The following is a 23651-nucleotide window of genomic DNA, read 5'->3' as shown; positions in this document are numbered from 1 at the left end:
CCTGGGAACATGTCTGACAAAACCACTCAAATGCGGCGGGAAATCAACGAGATACCCGACGCCGTCGACCGCCTGCTAACCGCGGGCGCAGATTTGATTACGCAAACCGCCGACGAAATCCGGGCCCGTGATCCGCGGTTCCTGATCTCGGTGGCGCGGGGGTCTTCGGATCACGCCTGCAGCTACTTGAAGTACGCGTCTGAGTTGCTGCTTGGTTTGCCGATGGCATCGGTTGGGCCATCGGTCAAATCTATCTACGGTGTCGACATGCGCTGCGACGACGCGATCTGCATCTCGGTCTCGCAATCCGGTCAAAGCCCGGACATCGTAAAACTAACGCAGTCGATTACGTCCGGAGGCGCTTATTCAGTTGCGATTACGAACAACACGGCCTCAGACCTGGCTGAGGCCGCAACGGCGACGCTGCCAATTCATGCGGGCCCTGAACTGAGCGTGGCCGCGACCAAGACATTCGTGACCTCTTTGGTTACGGGGCTATGGCTGATCGCGCAGGTGAAACGGGACGATCATTTGTTGCGCGCAATCCATGGTCTGCCGGACAGCCTGTCAGCAGCCATTGCCTGCGACTGGAGCGCCGTGGCGGATGCGGTTGATGGTCGCTCGCTGTTTACTTTGGGGCGGGGCATGACTTTGGCAATCTCGAATGAAGCTGCTTTGAAATTCAAGGAGACCTGCCAGATTCACGCGGAAAGCTATTCGTCGGCTGAGGTTCTGCACGGTCCGGTTTCCATTGTTGATCAGGGTTTTCCAGTACTTGCATTGGCATCCGGGGACGCTGCAGAAACCAATCTGGCCGAGGTCGCAGACGAGCTTGCCTCGAAAGGGGCCGATGTATTTGCCACAACCAGCCGCGTGAAACACGCAACGGTGCTGCCGCATGTCCGGACGTCGCATTGGATGACGGATCCCATACCAACAATCGCGTCGTTTTATGGAATGGTAGAGAAAGTTGCTACGCAACGCGGGGTTGACCCCGACACACCGCGTCATCTGAAGAAAGTGACGGAAACGGTATGACCGAGGCTTCGATCACCTTTGCAGGCGGCCCGATCTTTGATGGCACTGAATTGCGCGATGGATACGCCGCGCGCTTCAGAAACGGGGTGATGGACACGTTGGTGCCCGAAGATCAGTTGACGGGTGAGGACCTGATCGAGAATTTGTCGGGAAACATTCTCAGCCCCGGCTATGTCGATTTGCAGGTCAACGGCGGCGGTGGTGTGATGTTCAACGACGATCCATCCGTTGAAACCTTGACAAGGATCGCTGACGCCCATCGCGGGCTGGGTGCAACTCGTATCCTGCCGACCCTGATCACGGATACAGCCGAGAAAACCCGAGCCGCAATCGACGCGGCGGTAGAGGCCGTTCGATCCGGAGTTTCCGGGATCGCAGGTCTGCACCTGGAAGGCCCGCATTTGTCTGAACGGCGCAAAGGGGCGCATGATGCGGCTCTGATCCGCCCGATGCAACGATCTGATCTGGACGAAATTACCAAAGCGGCAAAAGATCTGCCCGCTTTGATGGTCACACTTGCGCCAGAAAGCACGACTGTGGAACAGGTCGAAGCGTTGAGCCGTGCCGGAGTGATCGTGTCATTGGGGCATACCGACGCGTCCTTCGAGACTTGCATGGCTTACGCAAATGCTGGTGCAAGCTGTGTCACGCATCTATTCAATGCGATGAGCCAACTTGGCAGCCGCGAACCTGGGCTGGTCGGAGCGGCGTTTTCCTGCGGATCGATGTCGGCGGGGTTAATCGCGGACGGCATTCACGTTCATCCCGAGACAATACGGATCGCCTGGACAGCCAAGCGCGGGCCGGGGCAGGTTTTTCTTGTCAGCGACGCGATGGCGGTTGCCGGCACTTCGTTGACAGAGTTTCGATTGGAAGGCCGTCCGATCCATCGGGAGAACGGCAGGTTAACCCTGGAAGACGGCACACTGGCTGGGGCCGATTTGTCCTTAACCAAGGCAGTGCAGCTTCTGTCGCAACAAGTGGGTATCCCTTTGCAACAGGCTCTCGCGTCGGCAACCAGCGTCCCGCATCGGATGATTTCCGGGGCAGGTGAGGTGCCGAGGCCGACGCTTTCGCAGATGATAATGATTGCGCCAGATTTTTCTGAGGTCAGACCGGTGCGACCGTGATTATAAGGCGCGGTTGAAAACAAGGCTGAATTTGAGAGCGTGGCGTTTTATGCGCCTCGATTACAAGCGTTTCGACGTCCTGGCTGGATTGCGGAGTGACGCGAATTCCTTGGCAAATGTTACGCCAAGCTGGCCTTCAGCCCGACCGATGACGTGTTCATGATCGGGCTGGGAAAGTTGGGTCAGAGGCACTCGGCCAGAGATTTAGCAAGGTTGCGAATGAGATTCGGATAGAGGTCCGCGCCGGGTTCCAGATCGGACCCAAGCGGGTCAATTACACCGGTCTTTGCCTCCACGCCCCCCATGACGCTCTCGACGATGCCGGGATTGAACTGGGGCTCTGTCAGAACGCAATCGATGCCTTCGTCGCGGATACGTGCTTGGATCTCGGCAATGCGCGCGGGGCTGGGATCGGATGCATCGGCGATCGAAATTGCGCCTGAGGCGGGGAAGTCGAAGGCATCCTCAAAGTATTGGTAGGCGTCGTGAAACACGATGAAGTTGCCGCCGCGCACAGGGTCCAGCGTTTCGGCGACTTCCGCAGACAGTGCGGCCATTTCCTCGCGCGCGGCTGCGGCATTGGCAAAATAAGCGCCTGCGTTGTCAGGGTCAGCCGAGGACAACTGCGCCGCGATCACATTCAGCCAGATTTCGGCATTTTCCGGTGACAGCCAGGCATGTGGGTCATGGTCGCCATGGGCGTGCTCATCGTGGTCATTTTCGTCGTGATCATCATGCCCATCATGGTCCGCGTGTTCTTCGTGATCATGGTCGTCATGCTGATCGTGATCGGCGTGTTCCTCGTGATCGATATCGTCCTCTTTGGCGTGATCGTCGCCGTGGTCGTGATCCTTGTCATCTTTGTCTTCATGGTCAGGTTCGTTTTCGTCCCCATGATCATGTGCCTCGAACACTGCGTTTTCACGAAAATCAAGAAGCACAGTGTCATCAGCTTCCAGCAGGGGTATGACAGCTGCACCTTCGGCTAATGTTTCGATTGCACTCTCCATCCACGGTGTCAGGTCCTTTCCCATCCAGAACACCAGATCGGCGTTCTGCAACGCTGCGGCCTCGGAAGGACGCAGGTTGTATTCATGCGGCGACGCACCCGGAGCAACGATTAGGTCCGGGGTTCCAACACCGACCATGACGCGTGTGACCAACGAATGGATCGGTCCAATGTCAGTCGCGACATTCGGAGCGTCCGCAAGGGCCGTTGCGCCCATCAATGCAGCCGTGATCGACAATGGAAGAAGCTTTCTGGACATCAGACCCTCTGTGTGATTTTATAACGTTGCGAGTGGCAATACATGATATGAAATAACATGACAAGTGATGCACGCCCTGCGTCGGTGGAAGACACCGCTCCGGTAGGGTTTCAGGAACATGACCATCAGACCTGCGTCGAGACGGCGCTGACCTCTGTCGAAGCCCAGTGCAGCGCGGAAGGGCTGCGCCTGACGCCAGTGCGGCGCAAGGTTCTTGAGATGTTGCTGCAGGAACACCGGGCGCTTGGCGCTTACGCAATTCTGGATCAGTTGCGCGCTGAAGGATTTGGTTCACAGCCGCCCGTTGCCTATCGCGCGTTGGAATTTCTGGTGCAGAACGGGTTTGTTCACAAGATCGAGCGGTTGAACGCGTTTGTTGCCTGCTCGCACCCGGGCCAGTCGCATTCTCCGGCCTTCATGATCTGTAGAAAATGCGATGCCGTGGCCGAGGCGCAATCCTCTCCGGCCAAAGGTGCTCTGGGCGCTGCCGCGCGCGCGGCAGGTTTCGAGATCGAACGAACAGTTGTAGAGGCCGAGGGTCTCTGCCCCGACTGCACCGAAAAGGCATAAAGATGACCTTGATCACTGTTGAGAACCTTAGCGTGCGCTATGGCGCGCATACCGTGCTGAGCCGTGTGGACATGGCCGTCGAACCGGGTGAGATTGTCACCATCGTTGGTCCCAACGGATCGGGCAAGACAAGCCTGCTGCGCGCCATCATAGGTGCGACCCGGCCGTCTGCGGGGCAAGTGTCCCTGAAGCCAGATCTGAAAATCGGATATGTGCCGCAGAAGCTGCATGTCGACCCGACGCTGCCCATTTCCGTCGAACGGTTCATGCGCCTGACCGACCGCGTGTCGCGCAAGCAATGTGTTGCGGCGCTGGAAACTGCGGGCGTGCCGGATCTGTTGTACCGCCAGATGTCGCAGTTGTCCGGTGGACAATTCCAAAGGGTGCTGCTGGCGCGGGCGTTGATCAACCGGCCTGACATTCTGTTGCTGGATGAGGCAACCCAGGGGCTCGATCAACGCGGGTCAGCCAGTTTCTATCAGCAGATTGAGGCGGTGCGCCGTGAAACCGGATGCGCCATTCTGATGATCAGCCACGAATTGCACGTGGTCATGAGCTCCTCGGACAGGGTGATATGCCTCAATGGGCATGTCTGTTGCGAGGGCTCTCCTGCGGTTGTGGCTTCGGCACCGGAATACCGGGCGTTGTTCGGAACAGGCACGGGCGGCGCGCTGGCGCTTTACCGGCACGAACATGACCACAATCACGATCATGATCACTCCTCCAAGGAAGCGGCTGAATAATGCTTGATGATTTTATGACTCGTGCGACGCTCGCCGGTGTCGGCGTGGCTTTTGCAGCCGCCCCCCTTGGGTGTTTCGTCGTGTGGCGGCGTATGGCGTATTTTGGGGATGCGACCGCACATGCCGCGATCTTGGGTGTGGCACTGTCGCTGACCTTTCAGATGTCGATATTCACCGGCGCGCTGGCCGTGGCGCTGATCATGGCGTTGACCGTTACACTGTTGGCCGGTCGCGGCTATGCGATGGATACACTGTTGGGCGTTCTGGCGCATTCTGCCTTGGCGTTTGGATTGGTCGCTGTTTCGTTCCTGTCCGGTGTGCGCATTGATCTGATGGCCTATCTGTTCGGGGATATTTTGGCGGTCTCACGCTCGGATCTGCTCGTGATCTGGGGCGGTGCCGCGCTGGTCGTTGCGCTGATCACGTGGCGTTGGTCACAGCTGTTGACGGCCACTCTGAACGAGGAACTGGCTTATGCCAGCGGTTTTGATCCCAAGCGAGAGCAATTGATCCTGACCTTATCCTTGGCTGTTACCGTGGCGGTCGCGATCAAGGTTGTGGGCGTGTTGCTGATCGCGGCGATGCTGATCATTCCGGCTGCCGCAGCGCGCAATCTGGCGCGCTCGCCGGAATCGATGGCCTTAATTGCCGCTGGGATCGGGGCGTTCTCCGCCGTTGCGGGATTGAGGGCGGCTTACGTTTTCGATACCCCTGCAGGGCCTTCGATTGTCTGCGTGGCCGCCGTTCTTTTCGCCTGTTTTAGCATCCTCGGTTTGAAATCACGGGGCAGGACGTAAGGCAGCGTTGAACCTAAGTGCTTGTGAACATGTCATTGTGCTGATTGTGCAGGGCGGACTGTATCCAGATTCGGATCACATCCGATTGGACTTTGCTCAATGGGGCCAAAGCACTGGATAAAGCGAGGCAAGTAGCAGCGCGGCCATTGTCCAGTTGAACGCAACCAACCGGCGCGGGTTTGTCAGCACGCGCGCCATCTGCTGTCCAAGGACAGTCCAGGTGCTGACCGAAGGCAGATTGACCGCCCCAAAGACAAGCGCCACCAGCAGGATCGCGTGCAACGTCTGGTTAGGTGCATAGGCCGTCGTAGCGGTCAGGGCCATGGCCCAGGCCTTGGGATTCACCCATTGAAAGGCGGCCGCTTGCAGGAATGTCATGGGGATGCCTGACGCCTCGGATCTTTTGGCAGGTGCGGCATGGGCGATCTTCCACGCCAGATACAGCAGATATGCCACCGATACGATTTTCAGTGCGGTATAGCTGACCGGGTATCGGTCAAAAACCTGCACCAACCCTGCGCCGACCAGCAGCACCATGATCGTGAATCCCAAACCAATGCCCAACATATGCGGGATCGAGCGCCGAAAACCGAAATTTGCACCTGATGCCATCAGCATCAGGTTGTTGGGCCCTGGTGTGATCGAGGTCACGAAGGCAAAGACGATCAGGGCCATCAGGATATCATAGGTCATGGCGCGCAGTATTGACCGTGACCATGAAAATGAAATTGCTTATTTGTGCGTGATTCCAGTAAATTCACAACTTATGACGAAAGAGGATCAGATAAACCGCCAGATATTGCGGGAATTAACACGCGACGGGCGCATCAGTAACCTGGAATTGGCCGAACGGATCGGTCTGTCGCCCTCGGCCTGCTTGCGCCGCGTGCAAGAGCTTGAAAGGGCTGGGGTGATCACCGGCTATCGGGCCGTTTTGGATCCAGCCGCTATGGGTGTGGGTTTTGTTGCTTATATCGGTGTTGGCCTTGGTGAACACACCAAGGCCGCGCAAGAGGGGTTTGAACGGGCCCTGCAACAAGCCCCCGAAGTGGTCGAGTGCCACAATATCACCGGTACAATCGAATACCTGCTTCGGGTCGAATGTGCGAACCTGCCGTCCTACAAAACATTCCATACCGAGGTGCTGGGAACGCTGCCACATGTCACATCAATCACCTCCTACGTTGTTATGGGATCGCCCAAGGACTTGAGGGCGTAGCGGCCGAAATTGTGAAGTTTCACTCTCTTGCAGGGAAAAAATTCAGGGCCTAGTGTCATGGTAATGACGTTGCCAGGGGATACGCCCAGCCATAATGGCACGCAAACAGGGAGATACCGATGAAACTTGTTCGAACAGTGGCGACCGCAGTAGCCATGTCGCTTGTTGCCGGGGCTGCTTTGACTGCCCCGCTGAAACTGCAACCCGCCAGTCCACAACCCAGTCCAAAGGCAGGGTTGAATGTGAAGTATTATGGTACAGGCAACCAACACAAAAAGATCCGAGATCTGAGCGAGGCAAAAAGCCTGCTGTCTCAAGCGAAGCCCGGAAAGCCGTTGCGGGGGTTGGATTACAGGGACACCAGCAAGGGCGAAGACGTCATGACGTTCGACCAGGCTTACAATGTTGCTGCCGAGGTGACGGGGTATATGAAGTTCGACTCGGCGGGGGTTTACGAGTTGGAAACGTGGTCGAATGACGGGATCGAGGCTTGGGTTGGTGGCCAACAGATTGGCCGCGTAACAAGCATTCAAGGCTGTGAAGCCAATCAACGCACCGAAGTAGAAGTGCCCAAAGCGGGCTGGTATCCATTGAAGATCGTCTATTTCCAAAAACTGGGAACTTCATGCCTGATGATGAAGTCAGGAAAGAAGGGTGACCGTGTCACATGGACGCCCAACGAGGCCTTTGGTCGTTGAATTGACTACATGAGGGCGCTCGATTGAGCGCCCTTTTTTGTGACTTAGCTGCCCGCCGCAATCAGTTCGGCCTGCGCCACAATAACTTCGGCTTGCTTGATTGAGGCAATATCGACCAAACGCCCTTTATAGACGGTCGCGCCTTCACCATTTGCCTTGGCCTGTTCCATTGCCGCTAGAATTTCGCGGGCCTCGGAAACGGCTTCGTCCGACGGGGTGAATACCTGATTGGCCAGCGCGATCTGCTTGGGATGGATCGCCCATTTGCCGACCATGCCCAAAGTTGCAGACCGTTTGGCCTGAGCGATATAGCCTTCGTCGTCGCTGAAATCGCCGAAAGGTCCATCCACCGGCAACACACCATGCGTGCGGCACGCCGCCACAATGGCCGCCTGCGCCCAGTGCCATGGATCGGACCAGTGTTTCTCGCCCTCGCGCAGCATGTAATAGTTTTCCTGCGTGCCGCCGATGCCCGTGGTCTGCATTCCCATCGAGGCAGCAAAATCTGCGGCCCCAAGGCTCATGGCCTGCAAACGGGGTGAGGAGGCTGCGATCTCTTCCACATGCGCGATACCGGCAGCGGATTCGATAATGACTTCGAAGCTGATCGGTTTGGTCCGGCCCTTGGCGCGTTCAATGGCGGTGACCAGAGCGTCCACCGCATAGACATCCGCCGCGCAACCGACTTTGGGAATCATGATCTGATCCAGACGGTCGCCTGCCTGTTCCATCACGTCGACAACATCGCGGTACCAGTATGGGGTATCCAGCCCGTTGATCCGGACGGACATGTATTTGTTGCCCCAGTCCACGGTGTTCAGTGCCTCGATGACATTGGCGCGTGCTACGTCCTTGTCCGAGGGTGCGACCGAGTCTTCAAGATCAAGGTTGATGACATCCGCAGCCGAGGCGGCCATTTTGGGGAACAGTTTGGTGTTCGACCCCGGGCCAAAAAGCTGACAACGATTGGGGCGTGCTGGTGCAGCGGGTTGGATGCGGAAGCTCATCTGGACCTCGTGTGGGTAATGAAATTACGATTTTCCTGCTCAATGAGGTATTAAATTGCGTGTCGCAGCGCAAGAGCGATTGTGCATCTGCGGCAATGCGGCTGCAGAATGGAACTTTAGGTTAACTGGGAAGGGGTGATTAAAGTTTAATCACTTTGAAAACTTCGAATAAATTTGCGCCATGGCGTAAGTACGCGCAAAAACGTCGCGCGTTAATCGTGTTGGGCGGATCAAAACGCGAAACGTTCGTTTTGCTGCTTCTCTAGCTTAGGCCGGAATCAAAGGAGTGACCGCAATGATCGAGACACCGTACCTGCTGTTTCTGGGCGATGCGCCCGACCAATTGGCGGCCAAAGTGGCTGTGGGCATCAAGGATTGGCGCCCGGAAAACGCCGTGGGCCAATACCGGATGGATGACTGCAAGGCCGACCTGGGTCTGACCGACATGACCCTGACCGAGGCGAAAGAGGCCGGCGCCAAAACGCTCGTGATCGGTGTGGCCAACCGTGGTGGTGTGATCAGCCAGGAATGGAAAAAGGTTCTGGTCATGGCGCTGGAGGAAGGATTTGACCTGGCTTCGGGTCTGCACAACTTGCTGCGCGATGAGCCCGATCTGGTAGCCGTGGCCGAAGCAACCGGTCAAAAGCTGCACGACGTACGCGTGCCCGAAGTGGATTACCCGATTGCCAACGGCAAAAAGCGTAAGGGCAAGCGTTGTTTGGCTGTGGGTACCGATTGTTCGGTGGGCAAGATGTACACCGCCATGGCGATGGATGCCGAAATGCGCAAGCGTGGTATGAAGTCGACCTTCCGGGCGACCGGTCAGACGGGTATCCTGATCACTGGCGATGGTGTGCCGCTTGACGCGGTCATTGCCGACTTCATGGCCGGTTCGATCGAATGGCTGACACCCGACAATGATGACGACCACTGGGACCTGATCGAAGGGCAGGGTTCGCTGTTCCACGTGTCCTATTCCGGCGTGACGATGGCACTGATCCACGGCGGCCAGCCGGACGCCCTGATCCTCAGTCACGAACCGACTCGCGAACACATGCGTGGTTTGCCGACCTATCAGCAGCCATCTTTGGAGACACTTCACGACACCGCGCTTGCGCTTGCCAAGGTAGCGAACCCGGATTGTCAGGTTGTTGGCGTTTCGGTCAACACGCAGCATATGTCCGAAGAAGACGCGATCGCCTATTTGGCCACGATTGAAGCCGACATGGGTCTGCCTGCAACCGACCCGTTCCGCTTTGGGTCCGGCAAGCTGGTGGACGCGCTGGCCGCGATGTGATCTGAGACACGTGCCGGTGGCGGGCTCATCCGCCTCCGGCGGGAGTATTTGGGAAAAGATGAAGGGGCGGGTGCGTGCAGATAGAGGTCTCTCGCGATGTGTTTCGGCTGGCGCAGGTGTTCACCATCTCGCGCGGGTCGCGGACTGAAGCAAAGGTGCTGACGGTACGGGTGTCGGACGGAACCCATCAGGGCTGGGGCGAATGCGTTCCCTATGCGCGCTATGACGAAACGCTCGAGTCGGTTGAGGCCGAGATTGCGGGTTTGCCTGCAGAGTTCACTCGACAGTCGCTGATGAATCTATTGCCAGCGGGTGCGGCCCGAAACGCCATGGATTGTGCCCTGTGGGATCTGGAGAGCAAGCGCGCTGGCAAACGTGCCTGGGACTTGGCCGGTCTGCCGGTGCCAGGCCCAGAGATCACCGCGTACACCCTGTCGTTGGATATGCCAGAGGCGATGCAAGCTCAGGCGGCTGAGAACGCGCATCGTCCGCTGTTGAAGATCAAACTGGGTACGCCTGACGATATGCCACGGCTTGAGGCCGTACGCGCGGGCGCTCCGAACTCCAAGATCATTGTGGACGCGAACGAAGGGTGGACGGCCGAAGTTTATGCCGATCTTGCGCCGCATCTGGTGCGCCTGGGCGTGGCCCTGGTCGAGCAGCCCCTACCGGCCGGAGATGACGATGCGCTGATCGGAATGGATCGCCCGGTCCCGGTCTGTGCTGATGAATCCTGCCATGACCGCAACAGCCTGCCCAAGCTGAAGGGCAAATATGATGTCATCAACATCAAGCTTGACAAGACGGGGGGCTTGACCGAGGCGCTGGAACTGCGCACTGCCGCGATTGCCGAAGGCTATGACGTCATGGTGGGTTGCATGGTCGGCAGTTCGCTTGCCATGGCCCCCGCGACATTGCTGGCGCAAGGTGCGATGGTAACGGACCTTGACGGCCCGCTTTTGTTGGCCGAAGACCGTGATACCCCGCTGATTTTTGACGATGCCGGAGTGCACCCACCGGTGTCCGCGCTCTGGGGTTGAGGAGACAAACATGACCCGAACCGTATACGTAAATGGCGAATACCTGCCCGAGGCAGAGGCCAAGGTGTCGATCTTTGATCGAGGTTTTCTGTTCGCAGACGCGGTTTACGAAGTGACCAGTGTACTGGACGGCAAGCTGATTGATTTCGAAGGCCATGCAGTACGTCTCAGGCGATCGCTGGACGAGTTGGAGATGGCCGAGCCATGCACCAAGGATGAGTTGCTGGAAATCCATCGTAGGCTGGTTGAGCTGAACGGCATCGAAGAGGGTCTCGTTTACCTGCAAGTCTCGCGCGGCAGCGATGGCGACCGGGATTTCGTATTCCCCTCGGCAGATACCGATCCGAGCCTTGTTTTGTTTACGCAGAACAAACCTGGTCTGGCTGATAGTCCGGCTGCCCAGAAAGGTGCCAAGATCATCTCGATCGAAGATATCCGCTGGGGCCGCCGCGATATCAAAACCGTGCAGCTGCTCTACCCATCAATGGGCAAGATGATGGCAAAGAAAGCAGGTTGCGATGACGCTTGGCTGGTCGAAGACGGTTATGTGACCGAGGGCACCAGCAACAACGCCTACTTCGTCAAGAACGGCAAGATCATCACCCGACCGCTGTCGAACGACATCCTGCATGGGATCACGCGTAAGGCTGTTCTGCGCATGGCAGCGGAAGCGCAGATGGAAATCGAAGAGCGTCTGTTCACCATCGACGAAGCCAAAGAGGCGGATGAGGCATTCACAACCTCGGCCAGTGCTTTTGTGATGCCGGTGGTCGAGATTGACGGGGTCGCGTTGGGTGATGGCACGCCAGGGCCGATCGCCAAACGCCTTCGCGAAATTTATCTGGACGAAAGCCGCAAAGCTGCAGTCTAAAGAATAGGCCCGCCGATTTGGCGGGCCTTCTTCGTTTCGAACTTAACCCTTTTTCGTTACATTCTCTTCGAACGCAACCTTGAAGGCTGCCTGTTTTTCGGGGCTGGCGTCGGTCTGATAATTGGCTTTCCATTCATCCATGGTCATGCCGTAAAAAACCTCGCGGGCTTCGTCCTTGCCCATCTCGATGCCTTTGTCATTGGCGGCTTCCTGATACCAGCGCGAAAGGCAGTTTCGGCAGAACCCGGTCAGATTCATCATATCGATGTTCTGGACGTCTGTGCGGTCTTCCATCAGGTGCTTTTGCAACCGACGAAACGCGGCGGCCTGAAGTTCGATTTCGGTTTGCTTGTCCATGATGCGGCTCCGGGTGGCTTTGTGTGCTGTGTCTGACCTAACAATCCCGCTGTCCTGTTACAACAATCAGACTTGCGATCCGAACTTGCTCACATCAGTTTCAAGGCCAACCAAGGTACGACACAAAAGATCAGTGTCAGGATCTTGTAGTTGGCAAGATATCTGAAATAGGCACGTTTCACATCGGGACGCTCCATCTGAAACATCCTGCCGTGAATGCCCGCGATCCAATCCTGCAACAGCAGGACCATCACGGTGGTGAACAGAAGAACCGCGATATTGAGCGCAGCCATCCAGCCAAAAAACGTCGTCAGAAAGTCATGTGTCACGATGATCCCCTTTCCCATATTATATGGGGGTTGAGGGCTGCGCTCACAATGGCGTGAAGTGTGGAAAGCCTGTGCCGGACTTGCGGTTAAAGGTCGCTGGTTTCCAATGCGCCCTGCAGGATACGGGCCAATCTTTCGGCCCATTCCCTTTGCCCCGCGTGATCCGCGATCAGATCATTGCGCAGTTCGATCAGGGCGTTGGGACGCCCGAACGCGGTGCAGTGCTTGTCAATCGCGTCGCCCGGCAGAACGCCGGTGTAGGGTTCGTTGACGCCTACGCACATATCGTCCTCGGCCTGAAGCCGGTCGATCAGGGCGCGCGCGAACCTCTCGTCTGGGGTGTGCAAGACACCTATGTGCCAGGGGCGCGGGTCACGTCCGCGCAGCTGGCGGGTGAAGGAATGCATCGAAACGATCACAGCGTGCGGCAATGCGGCCATCCGAGCCAGCGCCTCGTGATAGGGGCGGTAACACATGTTCAGGCGACGCTCGCGTTCAGCTGCGTCCGCATGGCGGTTGCCGGGGATGATTGAGCCGTCATAAAGCTTCATCAACAATGTCGGGTCGTCTTCACCGCGGTTGGGATCGATCACCAAACGCGAGAAATTTGCGGCAATTACTGGCGCGTTCAGGATCTCGCCCAAATGTTTTGACACCTCATAGGCACCGACATCATAGGCGATGTGGCGCTCCATGTCTTCGCGTGGCAGGCCAAGGTCGCCTCCGTTCACCTCAGGGGGTACAGTATTGGTTGCGTGGTCGCATGTGATCAGCCAACGGGACGGGCGATCCGCGCCGTGAACGAAAAACGGGGTGTATGTCATGAGCCTGTCATCTAGTTTGTCGCAGGTGTAGGGCAGTTGCTTTGAAAAGGGAATTGGGCAATAAGCACTGAGCTAATGTTTGCGGTAACATTTTACTGCACCCTAACTGCAACTAAGACGACGTGAGGAGAGCAGGACTGATGCGACGCCTGAGAAATGTAAAAATCGTGGCGACGCTGGGACCGGCGTCCAGTGATTATGAAACCATTCGTGCCCTGCACGAGGCTGGTGCGGATGTGTTCCGTTTGAACATGAGCCACGGCAGCCATGATGAGATTCGCGAACGGCACAAGATCATTCGGCAGGTTGAAAAAGACCTCGACAGCCCGATTGCCATTCTGGCTGACCTTCAGGGGCCCAAGCTGCGCGTTGGCGTTTTTGCCAATGAGGCGGAAGAGTTGGAAGAAGGCGCGGCATTCCGCCTCGACCTTGACCCTGCTGCCGGCGACATCAATCGGGTCTGCCTTCCGCACCCCGAGATTTTTGCAGCACTTGAGCAAGGCGCACGTCTTCTGGTGAATGACGGAAAGATACGTCTGACCGTACAGGATTGCGGACAGGATTTCGCCAATTGCAAGGTTGATGTGGGAGGTACGATCTCTAACCGCAAGGGCGTGAATGTGCCGGATGTGGTGCTGCCGCTGGCGGCGCTTTCGGCGAAGGATCGCGATGATCTTGAGTTTGTCTGCCAGTTGGGCGTCGACTGGTTGGCGCTGAGCTTTGTGCAGCGCGCAAAGGATGTGTTTGAAGCTCGGGCTTTGGCTGATGGCCGTGCTGCGATCCTGTCGAAGATCGAAAAGCCCGCCGCGGTTGAGGCATTTGAGGATATTCTCGACGCGTCAGATGGGATCATGGTAGCGCGGGGCGATCTGGGTGTGGAACTGCCCGTATCCGCCGTACCGCCAATCCAGAAACGGCTGGTCCGCAGGTGCCGTGGTGCCGCCAAACCGGTTATCGTCGCGACCCAGATGTTGGAAAGCATGATCGAAAGCCCGATGCCCACCCGCGCCGAAGTGTCGGATGTGGCCACTGCGATCTATGAAGGCACGGACGCCATCATGCTCAGCGCGGAATCGGCGGCAGGTGCCTATCCAATCGAAGCCGTGCAAACCATGAACAAGGTCGCCATCGAGGTTGAGGCCGATCCGACCTACACCCAGATCATCGCCGCCTCGCGTACTGCCAAGGGCAGCACCGTGGCCGATGGCATCGTCGCAGCGGCCCGTGAAATAGCGGAAAAGACCGACATCAAGGCCATCTGCTGTTTCACCCAGAGCGGCACAACTGCCTCGCTGACTGCGCGTGAACGTCCTGGTGTGCCGATCATTGCCATGACCTCGCAACGTGGCACGGCGCGTCGGTTGTGTCTGAGCTGGGGGTGCAACTGTGTGATGACGCCCGAACTGCAGCGGTTCAAAGGCGCGGTGGTGAACGCAGCGCGTGCCGCGCGGGCGGGCGGTTTTGCGTCTGAATCGGATCAGATCGTGGTCACCGCCGGTGTTCCGTTCAATGTCCCCGGCACTACCAACATTCTGCGGGTTGCCCCCTGTGACGAACGCCTGATTTACAGCACCGACCCTGAATAATTTGGGCTCAAGGCGACATCGGAACGTAGAAAACGGCTGCTTCAGAAGCAGCCGTTTTCTTTTTCGAGCCGGGTGAAAAACTTGATTAATAAGCGAAATTTGACCGGTGTTGGTGAATTTGCCACAATAGTCTTCATTCATGAGTAGAATTTTCTAATAAATGACCTAAGGGCAGTCTCAGCCAAAGTTCCAAGTTCCGGCTGTCCTGCCGGGGGCACGGGCCCCGGACTTAACAACAATAATGGAGGAACAAGATGACAACAAAGATTGTCATAGGACTCGACGGGACAGAGACCGGTGAACGCGCGATTGCTTTTGCCAAAGATCTGGCAAAGCTAATCGGATCCTGCGAATTGCTGGTCGCTTATGTGATTGAATGGTCCCCTTACACATTTCAGACACCGGAGGAAAATGCCTTGCGTCACAAGCGGCGCGAGGAAGAGGTCGATCTGGCAACGTCACGCGTCGTGACGCCCGCCGTCGATGCCCTCAAGGCGGCTGGTTTCGAGGCGCGAGGCGTCGTGCGACATGGTGATGTGGCAGAAACCCTGAACACCATCACGGTCGAAAACGGCGGTTCTCAGATCGTTGTGGGCCGGGCTTCGGCAGACGGGATCAAGAAACGAATCTTCGGCAGTTCAACGCAAAATCTTGTGATGCACGCTGAAGTTCCGGTCACAGTTGTAAATTGAGGTGGGCAGAAGAATGAAAACGCTACAACACCTGTACCTTGCGGCGCTTGCCGCCTTAATGGCCACCGCCGCTTCCGCGCAAGAGGCTCCGGGCCTGGATGACAAGATCAATCAGGCTTTCGCTGATGCAACCGGACCCTTCGTCAGCTTTATCTTTGCCCCTTTCCCGGGAACTGGCTTTCCGTGGATTGTGGGGTGGCTGGTGGTCGCGGCCACAGTTTTCACGCTGTATTTCGCGTTTGTTCAGTTCCGCTTCTTTGGACACTCGATCAGCCTTGTCAAAGGCGACTATTCTGATCCAAACGATGCCGGTGAGGTCAGCCACTTTCAGGCTCTGGCCACGGCGCTGTCCGGCACGGTTGGTCTGGGGAATATCGCCGGTGTGGCGGTTGCAGTCGGCATCGGTGGTCCGGGCGCGACCTTCTGGATGATCGTCGCGGGCCTGCTGGGCATGGCGTCGAAATTCACGGAATGTACGCTGGGCGTGAAATACCGAAATGAATACGATGACGGCACCGTATCCGGTGGCCCGATGTATTACATGTCCAAAGGGTTCGACGAGTTGGGCCTGCCGGGTGGCAAGATCCTCGCGGTTCTGTTCTCGATCTTCTGTATCCTTGGCGCGCTGGGTGGGGGCAATATGTTCCAGGCCAATCAGGCGCATCAGCAGATCGCGGGCATTGTGGGTGACTATCCTGGCTGGATCACGGGTCTGGTCTTTGCCGTGATTGTGTTTGCGGTGATCGTAGGCGGTCTGAAATCCATCGCACGGGTGACTGAGAAGGTCGTGCCGTTCATGGGGGTGATGTATGTATTGGCGGCGCTGGTTATCATCATCATGCATGCAGATCAGATCGGCTGGGCCTTTGGTCAGATCTTCGCGGGTGCCTTTACTGGCCTCGGCGTTGCGGGCGGCATGGTCGGCGCGCTGATCCAGGGCTTCCGCCGGGCTGCATTTTCGAACGAAGCGGGCGTTGGTTCTGCTGCGATTGCCCACTCGGCCGTGCGGACTAAAGAGCCGATCACGGAAGGGTTCGTGTCGCTGCTGGAGCCGTTCATCGACACCGTCGTGATCTGCACCATGACAGCGCTGGTGATCATTATAACCCAGCAACTGATTGTGGACCCGGAAACCGGCAACTACATGCTGAACGAGGCGGGTAACGCCATTGCCACCGTTGACGGCAACACCGGTGTCAGCCTGACCTCTGCCGCTTTCGGCAGCGCGTTCAACTGGTTCCCCTTCATCCTTGCGATTGCCGTGGTTCTGTTTGCCTTCTCAACCATGATAAGCTGGTCTTACTATGGCCTAAAAGCCTGGACCTACCTGTTCGGTGAAGGCCACACCAAAGAGCTGGTTTTCAAGATCATCTTCTGCGTCTTCGTGGTTATCGGTGCGGCAGCCAACCTTGGTCCGGTCATCGACTTCTCGGATGCGGCGATCTTTGCGATGGCTGTGGTGAACGTTTTTGCCCTCTACTTCCTGATGAAAGTCGTGCGTCAGGAACTGGCGTCTTATGCCGAGCGATTGAAAAGTGGAGAAATCCGCAAGTTCGAGCATTAAACCAATCCACCGGGGCGGCGAGTGCCGCCCCGGTGCCAGGCCAGCCGCGCACAAAGCGCAAATTCTGGTCGAATCCCCCTTGCCAGTATGACGGAACTTGCGTAAATGGCGCTTCTGATCGCGTGACCGGCCGAGATGGCATGCCGAGTCGCGTTTGAAACCGAACCCGGAAAAGGAGACGGAAATGCCTAAGATGAAGACAAAGTCGAGCGCCAAGAAGCGCTTTAAGGTGACTGCGACCGGTAAGGTCATGGCAGGCCAGGCCGGTAAACGGCACGGCATGATCAAGCGGACCAAGAAATTCATCCGCGACGCCCGTGGCTCCACCACCCTGTCCGCCCCCGACGCCAAGATCGTCAAGGGCTACATGCCCTACGACCGCTAAGAGGAGATTAAGACATGTCCCGCGTTAAAGGTGGAACCGTAACTCACGCCCGTCACAAGAAGGTCATTAAGGCCGCCAAAGGTTACTATGGCCGCCGCAAGAGCACCTTTAAGGTTGCCCGTCAGGCCGTCGACAAGGCCAACCAGTATGCAACCCGCGACCGTAAGAACCGCAAGCGCAATTTCCGTGCGCTGTGGATCCAGCGTATCAACGCTGCCGTCCGTTCGCATGACGAGGCACTGAGCTATTCCCGTTTCATCAACGGCCTGAACCTGGCCGGTATTGAAGTGGACCGCAAAGTTCTGGCCGACCTGGCCGTGCACGAACCGGAAGCGTTCGGCGCGATCGTCGCCAAAGCTCAGGCCGCTCTGGCTGCCTGATCCTCTCTTGGAGAGACAGTGAAAGAAGGGCCGTTCCGAAAGGAACGGCCTTTTTTGTTTTCTGGGTAGAGAATGTCGGCTGAGAGCCCAGACCGGTCAATTAATTAGGCGATGGGAGTAACTCCGCGTGTGCTCGTTTTTAGGACAACTAGCGCGAGAAGAACAACTCTTCCATTTCGCCTCGCATCCGCAAGCGCTCGGGATACTCCTGCAAAAATACGTCGGGTGGCTTGCCTTCCCAGACCTGTGCAAAAACCCGCATTTTGTTCCCCCCATAGATCTTGGCAAGGTCTTCGTTCGTGTAGCCACGTGCCCACAGATCGTCAGTAATCGCGGCGAGAATCTTGGCCAGTTCGCCATTGCCGGTCGCGCCGCGATTAAAGGCATCGATCATGTAGCCGCCATCGTTGTACAAGTCGGCATTTGCTGTGGCGAAATCAACGACAAGCTCAGTTGAGAACATGTCGTCCGATGCTATTCCAACATGATCGACCCCAATAAGCTTTACGTAGTAGTCGATCATGTCGGCCGCTTGTTTCGGCGAAATGTCTTCTGGCCACACCCCATCCATCATCCATTCAGTGAAAGTTGGTGACACATAGCCACCGGAGTTTGCAGCCCTAATTGCTTCGTCGTCCGGAATGTTCCGATAGCAACCCTGTGGGGTCGCGTTCGATTCATTTGCATACAGCCCTGCAGGAATAGAATGGGTGTAGACATAGGGCACGCCTGGGTAGTTTTCGTCCATGTAGTCCATGGCATCATCGGCAGTCTTCGATCCGGTGTGGCTAAGATCAAGCAGAATGCCGAACCGCACCATTTCGTCGATGACCGACTCCCCCCAAGCCGTGAGGCCGATATCGCGTCCGTTTTGCGCGGCCAGTTGACCCGACCCTGTCCGAAAAATGTCGTTGTAGGCGAGGATCATGCTCTTTATGCCCATGTCCTTGAGCAGCGCCATCTTCTTCAGATCGCCGTTCAGGATTGTGGCGGTCTGGCTGTTCCAGATGACGGCGGTTTTGCCCTGGATATGCGCCGCCTCGATGTCGCGTGTCTCATTCACGATCTGATAGTTTTCGGGTTGCTGCGCCATCGCGGCGCGGTAGTGATAGTGCTGCTCTAGGAGTGTTTCAAACGTCATGTCGGCCGCAGAGAGTGTCATCTCATGCCCTGTGATCCCATTGTCACGAGCCCGCTGAAAATAGGTATGGAGTTGTTCATGTTCTGTCCATCCGGTTCCATAGGGACTGGCGATCATCCCCAACACGATGGTTTCTTTAACAAACTGCTTAGCCTCGTTTGAGGCCTCCCACGTTTTGCTTTCTTCGCTCGCGTGGGCGGGTATGACCAGTGCCAATGCCAGCGAACCCGCTGAAATCAATCGCTTCATGATGTTTGAACCTCCGCAAGCAAGTCAATTAGGTTCTACCGTGCACTCTTCTCAGTGATTACGACAGGCTTTTTATTGGTATGGCAGTGTGTCCGCTTAGTCCGCGTAGTAGAAGTTTAAAAAAAACCGGCGCTTCGGGCGCCGGTTTAGCATTTTTGGTGTCTGACCGGGTTACCCAAACACACGCCCCAACGCGCCATCGACCGCGTCGGTGATCTGGTCGATGTCATCTGACGTTGCGATCAGCGCGGGAGAGAAGCACAGGGTGTTGTTGCGGCTGGGGATCGACCGGTTGGTGGCGCCGATGATCACACCTTGCGCCATACAATCGGCAACAACGGCCTGAACCCGCTTTTCGTCCACCGGATCTTTGGTCTCTCGGTCGGTGACAAGTTCAGCGCCCAGGAACAGACCCTTGCCGCGCACATCGCCAATGACTTTGTGCTTTTCCATCAACGCCTGCAGGTTGCCCATCATGCGGTCGCCCATGTCGGTGCAGTTGCCCAGCAGGTTCTCATCTTCGATGATGCGCATGTTCTCGATGGCTGCAGCCGGACCAGCGGTGCAGCCGCCAAAGGTCGAGATGTCGCGGAAATAGTTCAACGGATCCGACGCATCGTCCTTGAACATGTCAAAGACTTCCTCGGTCGTTACCATCACCGCAATTGCGGCATAACCCGAGGCGACGCCCTTGGCCATTGTCACGAAGTCGGGCTTGATGCCGTACTGCTGATATCCGAACCACGTGCCGGTCCGACCAACACCGCAGACAACCTCGTCGATATGCAGCAGGACGTCGTATTTCTTGCAAATCTCCTGCACGCGCTGCCAGTACCCTTCGGGCGCTTCGATGACGCCGCCGCCGGCGGTCACGGGCTCAAGGCACAGGGCACCAACGGTTTCGGGACCTTCCCGCAGGATGACCTCTTCGATCTGATCAGCGGCCCATTCACCGAAGTTTTCGACCGGTGCACCGTCCAGTTCATGCTTTCGGTATTCCATGCAGTGCGGCACGCGGATGAAATCGGGCGCGAAGGGGCCGTATTGCGCGGTACGCTCGTCCTGACCACCCGCCGACATGGTCGCCAGAGTCGAGCCGTGGTAGTCGCGGTCGCGGTACAGGATTTTGGTTTTCTTGCCGCCATAGCGCTTATGCGCGATCTGACGAACCATCTTGAACACCTTCTCGTTCGCTTCGCTCCCCGAGTTGGTGTAGTAGACGCGGCTCATGCCGGGCATCTTGTCGATCAGCTTTTCGGCGAAGATGGAACCGGGGATCGAACCTGCGGTATTGGCGAAATAGCACAGTTTCATCAACTGGTCATAAACAGCCTTGCAGATCGATTCGCGGCCATAACCAACGTTCACGGTCCAGACACCGCCGGAAACAGCGTCCAGGTGCTCTTTGCCCTTCTGGTCCCAGACACGCATGCCTTTGCCTTCAACGATGATGCGCGGATCATTGGTTTCAAAGGGTTTATGCTGCAGCAGGTGGTGCCAGATATGGGCGCGGTCGGCCTCGACCACGCGGGAAAGATCGTTTTCGTTGAACGTGCCGTCCATGACAAGTCCTTTCACTAAGATGTGCTTTTTGGGGATATGGTTAGGCCATCCCCAGCCATTGTTTAAGATGCTTCAGATCACCGCGAAAGGCCCTCTGTAAGTAGGGCCAGATCACATCATCCCGTATTGCCAGAAGCAATCGTATTACTACGGATTTGTCAGGGCACCAAGTTTATGCTCAAGTCGCGCAGACTGTGATTTGGGAGGATCAGCGGATGACAGCCACAAACATCTACGAGCGTCATTTGGATAAAAGCCGGGCCAACTACACGCCTTTGTCGCCGCTGACCTTCCTTGAACGAACGGCTCAGGTCTATCCGGATTACCCTTCGGTGGTGTACGGGGTCCGTCGGTATTCCTGGGCTGAAACCTATGCCCGGTGCCGACGTTTGGCAGGCGCGTTGAGCGCGCGAGGCATCGGGAAAGGCGATACCGTTTCAATTATCGCAGCAAACATTCCCGAAATGTATGAGGCGCATTTTGGCGTACCAATGTCTGGCGCAATTCTGAACGCCATCAACACGCGCCTGGATGCACCGATTGTTGCCTTCATCCTAAAGCACGCCGAGTCTAAAGCGCTGCTGGTTGATCCGGAATTCTCTGGCGTCGTGAAAGACGCGTTGGAGCAGGTCGACCATGATATCCTGATCATAGACATTGAAGACCCCGGCTTTGAGGGCGGTGAAAAGCTGGGCAGCCTGACGTACGATGCCCTGCTGGACGAGGGCGCCCCGGAATTCAAATGGTCTCTGCCAGAGGATGAGTGGGACGCAATTACGCTGAATTATACTTCGGGCACCACAGGAAACCCGAAAGGGGTTGTGTATCATCACCGTGGCGCCACCCTGAACGCGCAGTCAGATTTGCTGGATTGGGACATGCCCAAACACTCGGTTTATCTGTGGACTCTGCCGATGTTCCATTGCAACGGCTGGTGCTTCCCTTGGGCCATGGCAGCCAATGCAGGCGTGTCTGTGTGTTTGCGCGCTGTACGGGCCGAGCCGATCTATGCGGCATTCCGCGATGAGAAAGTCACCCATTTCTGCGGTGCGCCCATCGTTTTGAACATGCTGGCCCATGCGCCGGATGAACTGAAAGACTTCGATCACCAGATCAAGGTGATGACGGCAGGTGCCCCGCCGCCTGCCGCTGTGATCGAAGCGATGGAGGCGATGGGCGTCGAGGTCACCCACGTCTATGGCCTGACCGAGACCTATGGGCCTTCAGTTGTTTGCGCCTGGAAAGACGAATGGAATGAGAAAGGGCCGGAAGACCGCGCTGCTCTGAAGGTGCGCCAGGGCGTTCGGTATACGGCACTGTCTGGCCTGATGGTGGCTGATCCCGATACCATGGAACCCGTGCCGTCGGATGGCGAGACCATGGGTGAGATCTTTATGCAAGGTAACGTGGTGATGAAAGGGTATCTCAAGAACCCCGATGCCACAGATGATGCCTTTAAAGGAGGCTGGTTTGCATCCGGTGATCTGGGTGTCATGCACCCTGACGGCTATATCGCGCTGAAGGACCGTTCAAAGGACATCATCATCTCAGGCGGCGAGAATATTTCGTCTGTCGAAGTGGAGGGTATCCTTTACAAACACCCGGCGGTGATGGAGGCAGCTGTGGTTGCACGCCCTGATGAGAAGTGGGGCGAAACCCCATGTGCCTTTGTTGAGCTTAAGCCCGATGCTACTGCGACCGAAGCAGAGCTGATTGCGTTCTGTCGGGACAACATGGCCCATTTCAAAGTGCCCAAGAGCGTGGTGTTCGGCACTTTGCCGAAAACATCGACTGGCAAGGTGCAGAAATTTGTTCTGCGGGATCAGGCGCGGGCGCTGGGTTAAAGCTTGTCGAAGATCGAGAGGTCCAGATCCAGCATCTCACCCATCCAGATTGCCCGGTCACGGTGATCTTCCAGATGCTCACCGGTTTCAGGGTGGGTGAAAACAGTCAGGCCTTGCCGGTTCAGCATCAGCCATGGCATGACCTGATCAAACGCACCAGCAGCAAAGCCAAGCTGGCAGCTCCAGCGCGGGTGGGGGCCGACGTTGCGGGTATGCATACGCCCCATCTGAACCGGAAACAGCCGTGCAGCCTCGTCACAGACCTGTTGCGCCGTATCCCGTGTATCGGCATCGAAATAAACATGGGCGTGGTAGCCAGTGATCTCGGGCATGGAAACCTCTTTGCATTGATGGAACAAAGCTATGACCGATCAGGCTGGACGCCTAGTCGCACAGGCACACAGAGACTGTGCGACGTTATTGGGGCACGTGCGCGTCAGGATGCGCCGCGACAAAGGCCGGATGATCGGCGCAGTCCGCCTCGACCCCAAGAAGGCGGGGCATGTCCGACAGATCAACCTGCCAGCGTCGCGCGTTGTAGACTTGCGGGATCAGGCAGATGTCCGCAAGACTAGGTCGCTTACCAACACAGTAGGGCGCTTGTTCGAACTCGCCCAACATGGTCTCGAAGGCCTGCAAGCCAGGCCGGATGAAGTGCCGCATCCACCCGCCGGGCATATCGGTTGCATCTTTGCTTAGGGACGTCGCGTGACGAGCAACAGACAGGTTGCAGACCGGGTGAATGTCCACCGCAATCGCATATGCCAGCGCCTGCACACGCGCGCGCTCTGCCGCGTCTTCGGGCAATAGGTTTAGCTGGCGCGTGCGGTCCAGATAGTCGAGGATTGCCAAGGACTGCGTCAGTCGTAGCCCATCGATATCCAGAACTGGCACAAAGCCTTGTGGATTTCGCGCGATATGTTCATCACCTCTGTGTTCGCCACCCACCAGATCGACAACAACTGCGTCATAGTCGATTCCGGCCAGATTCAGGGCGATCCGCACCCGATAGCTGGCCGAGGACCGCCAATAGTCAAAAAGAACGGTTTTGCTCACACT

General features: G+C 57.0%; 26 protein-coding genes. 16 read left to right on the top strand and 10 right to left on the bottom strand.

Going from position 1 to position 23651, the window contains the following annotated elements; genetic code table 11:
• The first annotated feature begins 9 nt into the window (after nt 1-9).
• Nucleotides 10-1038, top strand: coding sequence for an SIS domain-containing protein (locus ALB80_RS17130; RefSeq protein WP_050605312.1), 1029 nt, complete (start codon nt 10-12; stop codon nt 1036-1038).
• On the top strand, nt 1035-2168 hold the full coding sequence (gene nagA, locus ALB80_RS17125; protein WP_050605311.1) for an N-acetylglucosamine-6-phosphate deacetylase: 1134 nt from the start codon (nt 1035-1037) through the stop codon (nt 2166-2168). The genes ALB80_RS17130 and nagA overlap by 4 nt, the downstream gene beginning before the upstream one ends.
• 182 nt (nt 2169-2350) lie before the next feature.
• On the opposite strand, the gene ALB80_RS17120 is transcribed toward nagA, so the two are convergent.
• Nucleotides 2351-3436: a zinc ABC transporter substrate-binding protein gene (locus tag ALB80_RS17120; protein WP_050605310.1), complete on the bottom strand. Its 1086-nt coding sequence runs from the start codon at nt 3434-3436 to the stop codon at nt 2351-2353.
• Nucleotides 3437-3493: 57 nt separating this feature from the next.
• Between ALB80_RS17120 and ALB80_RS17115 the strand changes: the two genes are divergently transcribed.
• The 3 genes from ALB80_RS17115 to ALB80_RS17105 are packed head-to-tail and all read left to right on the top strand — an operon-like array spanning nt 3494 to nt 5546.
• Nucleotides 3494-4006, top strand: coding sequence for a Fur family transcriptional regulator (locus ALB80_RS17115; protein ID WP_050605309.1), 513 nt, complete (start codon nt 3494-3496; stop codon nt 4004-4006).
• Between the two features lie 2 nt (nt 4007-4008).
• Entirely contained in the window at nt 4009-4749 is a 741-nt protein-coding gene (locus ALB80_RS17110) for a metal ABC transporter ATP-binding protein (RefSeq protein WP_050605308.1), read from the top strand.
• Nucleotides 4749-5546 carry an iron chelate uptake ABC transporter family permease subunit gene (locus ALB80_RS17105; RefSeq protein ID WP_050605307.1) on the top strand — a complete coding sequence of 266 codons (798 nt, stop codon included), beginning with the start codon at nt 4749-4751 and terminating at the stop codon, nt 5544-5546. The genes ALB80_RS17110 and ALB80_RS17105 overlap by 1 nt, the downstream gene beginning before the upstream one ends.
• A 96-nt stretch (nt 5547-5642) precedes the next feature.
• On the opposite strand, the gene ALB80_RS17100 is transcribed toward ALB80_RS17105, so the two are convergent.
• The gene (locus tag ALB80_RS17100; protein ID WP_050605306.1) at nt 5643-6239 is read right to left on the bottom strand and encodes a LysE family translocator; all 597 of its coding nucleotides are present in this window, start codon (nt 6237-6239) and stop codon (nt 5643-5645) included.
• Between the two features lie 73 nt (nt 6240-6312).
• Here ALB80_RS17100 and ALB80_RS17095 point away from each other — a divergent pair, with 73 nt between their 5' ends.
• Both ALB80_RS17095 and ALB80_RS17090 read left to right on the top strand, forming a co-directional pair.
• Nucleotides 6313-6765: an Lrp/AsnC family transcriptional regulator gene (locus ALB80_RS17095; protein ID WP_050605339.1), complete on the top strand. Its 453-nt coding sequence runs from the start codon at nt 6313-6315 to the stop codon at nt 6763-6765.
• 119 nt (nt 6766-6884) lie between these two features.
• Nucleotides 6885-7463, top strand: coding sequence for a PA14 domain-containing protein (locus ALB80_RS17090; RefSeq protein ID WP_050605305.1), 579 nt, complete (start codon nt 6885-6887; stop codon nt 7461-7463).
• 44 nt (nt 7464-7507) lie between these two features.
• On the opposite strand, the gene ALB80_RS17085 is transcribed toward ALB80_RS17090, so the two are convergent.
• Entirely contained in the window at nt 7508-8470 is a 963-nt protein-coding gene (locus tag ALB80_RS17085) for an L-malyl-CoA/beta-methylmalyl-CoA lyase (protein ID WP_050605304.1), read from the bottom strand.
• Between the two features lie 295 nt (nt 8471-8765).
• Here ALB80_RS17085 and dgcN point away from each other — a divergent pair, with 295 nt between their 5' ends.
• The 3 genes from dgcN to ALB80_RS17070 all read left to right on the top strand — a co-directional run bounded on the left by dgcN (nt 8766) and on the right by ALB80_RS17070 (nt 11678).
• The gene (gene dgcN, locus ALB80_RS17080; RefSeq protein WP_050605303.1) at nt 8766-9767 is read left to right on the top strand and encodes an N-acetyltransferase DgcN; all 1002 of its coding nucleotides are present in this window, start codon (nt 8766-8768) and stop codon (nt 9765-9767) included.
• Nucleotides 9768-9841: 74 nt separating this feature from the next.
• Nucleotides 9842-10807, top strand: coding sequence for an N-acetyl-D-Glu racemase DgcA (gene dgcA, locus ALB80_RS17075; protein WP_050605302.1), 966 nt, complete (start codon nt 9842-9844; stop codon nt 10805-10807).
• Between the two features lie 10 nt (nt 10808-10817).
• Nucleotides 10818-11678, top strand: a complete 861-nt coding sequence (locus tag ALB80_RS17070) for a D-amino-acid transaminase (protein ID WP_050605301.1) — start codon at nt 10818-10820, stop codon at nt 11676-11678.
• Between the two features lie 42 nt (nt 11679-11720).
• Here the strand turns inward: ALB80_RS17070 and ALB80_RS17065 are convergent, their stop codons facing one another.
• The 3 genes from ALB80_RS17065 to ALB80_RS17055 all read right to left on the bottom strand — a co-directional run bounded on the left by ALB80_RS17065 (nt 11721) and on the right by ALB80_RS17055 (nt 13188).
• Nucleotides 11721-12035, bottom strand: a complete 315-nt coding sequence (locus ALB80_RS17065; RefSeq protein WP_050605300.1) for a DUF1244 domain-containing protein — start codon at nt 12033-12035, stop codon at nt 11721-11723.
• Nucleotides 12036-12124: 89 nt separating this feature from the next.
• Nucleotides 12125-12364, bottom strand: coding sequence for a DUF6868 family protein (locus ALB80_RS17060; protein WP_050605338.1), 240 nt, complete (start codon nt 12362-12364; stop codon nt 12125-12127).
• 86 nt (nt 12365-12450) lie between these two features.
• A complete protein-coding gene (locus ALB80_RS17055) occupies nt 12451-13188 on the bottom strand; it encodes an N-formylglutamate amidohydrolase (RefSeq protein WP_050605299.1) in 738 nt (245 codons plus the stop codon).
• Nucleotides 13189-13328: 140 nt separating this feature from the next.
• Here ALB80_RS17055 and pyk point away from each other — a divergent pair, with 140 nt between their 5' ends.
• From pyk to rplT, 5 genes are all read left to right on the top strand, one after another.
• A complete protein-coding gene (gene pyk / locus ALB80_RS17050; RefSeq protein ID WP_050605298.1) occupies nt 13329-14774 on the top strand; it encodes a pyruvate kinase in 1446 nt (481 codons plus the stop codon).
• 254 nt (nt 14775-15028) lie between these two features.
• Nucleotides 15029-15466: a universal stress protein gene (locus tag ALB80_RS17045; protein ID WP_050605297.1), complete on the top strand. Its 438-nt coding sequence runs from the start codon at nt 15029-15031 to the stop codon at nt 15464-15466.
• 13 nt (nt 15467-15479) lie between these two features.
• Entirely contained in the window at nt 15480-17030 is a 1551-nt protein-coding gene (locus ALB80_RS17040) for a sodium:alanine symporter family protein (protein WP_050605296.1), read from the top strand.
• A gap of 184 nt (nt 17031-17214) precedes the next feature.
• Nucleotides 17215-17415, top strand: a complete 201-nt coding sequence (gene rpmI, locus ALB80_RS17035) for a 50S ribosomal protein L35 (RefSeq protein WP_050605295.1) — start codon at nt 17215-17217, stop codon at nt 17413-17415.
• 14 nt (nt 17416-17429) lie between these two features.
• On the top strand, nt 17430-17795 hold the full coding sequence (rplT, locus tag ALB80_RS17030) for a 50S ribosomal protein L20 (RefSeq protein ID WP_050605294.1): 366 nt from the start codon (nt 17430-17432) through the stop codon (nt 17793-17795).
• A 148-nt stretch (nt 17796-17943) separates the two neighbouring features.
• Here rplT and ALB80_RS17025 read toward each other — a convergent pair whose 3' ends face one another.
• Complete coding sequence (locus ALB80_RS17025) at nt 17944-19185, bottom strand: membrane dipeptidase (RefSeq protein ID WP_050605293.1); 1242 nt, start codon at nt 19183-19185, stop codon at nt 17944-17946.
• 171 nt (nt 19186-19356) lie between these two features.
• Entirely contained in the window at nt 19357-20748 is a 1392-nt protein-coding gene (locus ALB80_RS17020) for an aspartate aminotransferase family protein (protein ID WP_050605292.1), read from the bottom strand.
• Between the two features lie 215 nt (nt 20749-20963).
• On the opposite strand from ALB80_RS17020, the gene ALB80_RS17015 reads away from it, so the two are divergent.
• Nucleotides 20964-22592, top strand: a complete 1629-nt coding sequence (locus ALB80_RS17015) for an acyl-CoA synthetase (protein ID WP_050605291.1) — start codon at nt 20964-20966, stop codon at nt 22590-22592.
• Here ALB80_RS17015 and ALB80_RS17010 read toward each other — a convergent pair.
• A complete protein-coding gene (locus tag ALB80_RS17010; protein WP_050605290.1) occupies nt 22589-22924 on the bottom strand; it encodes a DOPA 4,5-dioxygenase family protein in 336 nt (111 codons plus the stop codon). The two genes, ALB80_RS17015 and ALB80_RS17010, sit on opposite strands and share 4 nt — an antisense overlap.
• A gap of 85 nt (nt 22925-23009) precedes the next feature.
• Entirely contained in the window at nt 23010-23648 is a 639-nt protein-coding gene (gene maiA, locus ALB80_RS17005; RefSeq protein ID WP_050605289.1) for a maleylacetoacetate isomerase, read from the bottom strand.
• Nucleotides 23649-23651 lie beyond the last annotated feature (3 nt).

The organism is Ruegeria sp. 6PALISEP08 (assembly GCF_001238295.1).
In the GTDB taxonomy this organism is placed as follows: domain Bacteria; phylum Pseudomonadota; class Alphaproteobacteria; order Rhodobacterales; family Rhodobacteraceae; genus Ruegeria.
Note: the sequence above shows the minus strand (reverse complement) of the source record. Positions and strands in the feature narration are given on the sequence as shown.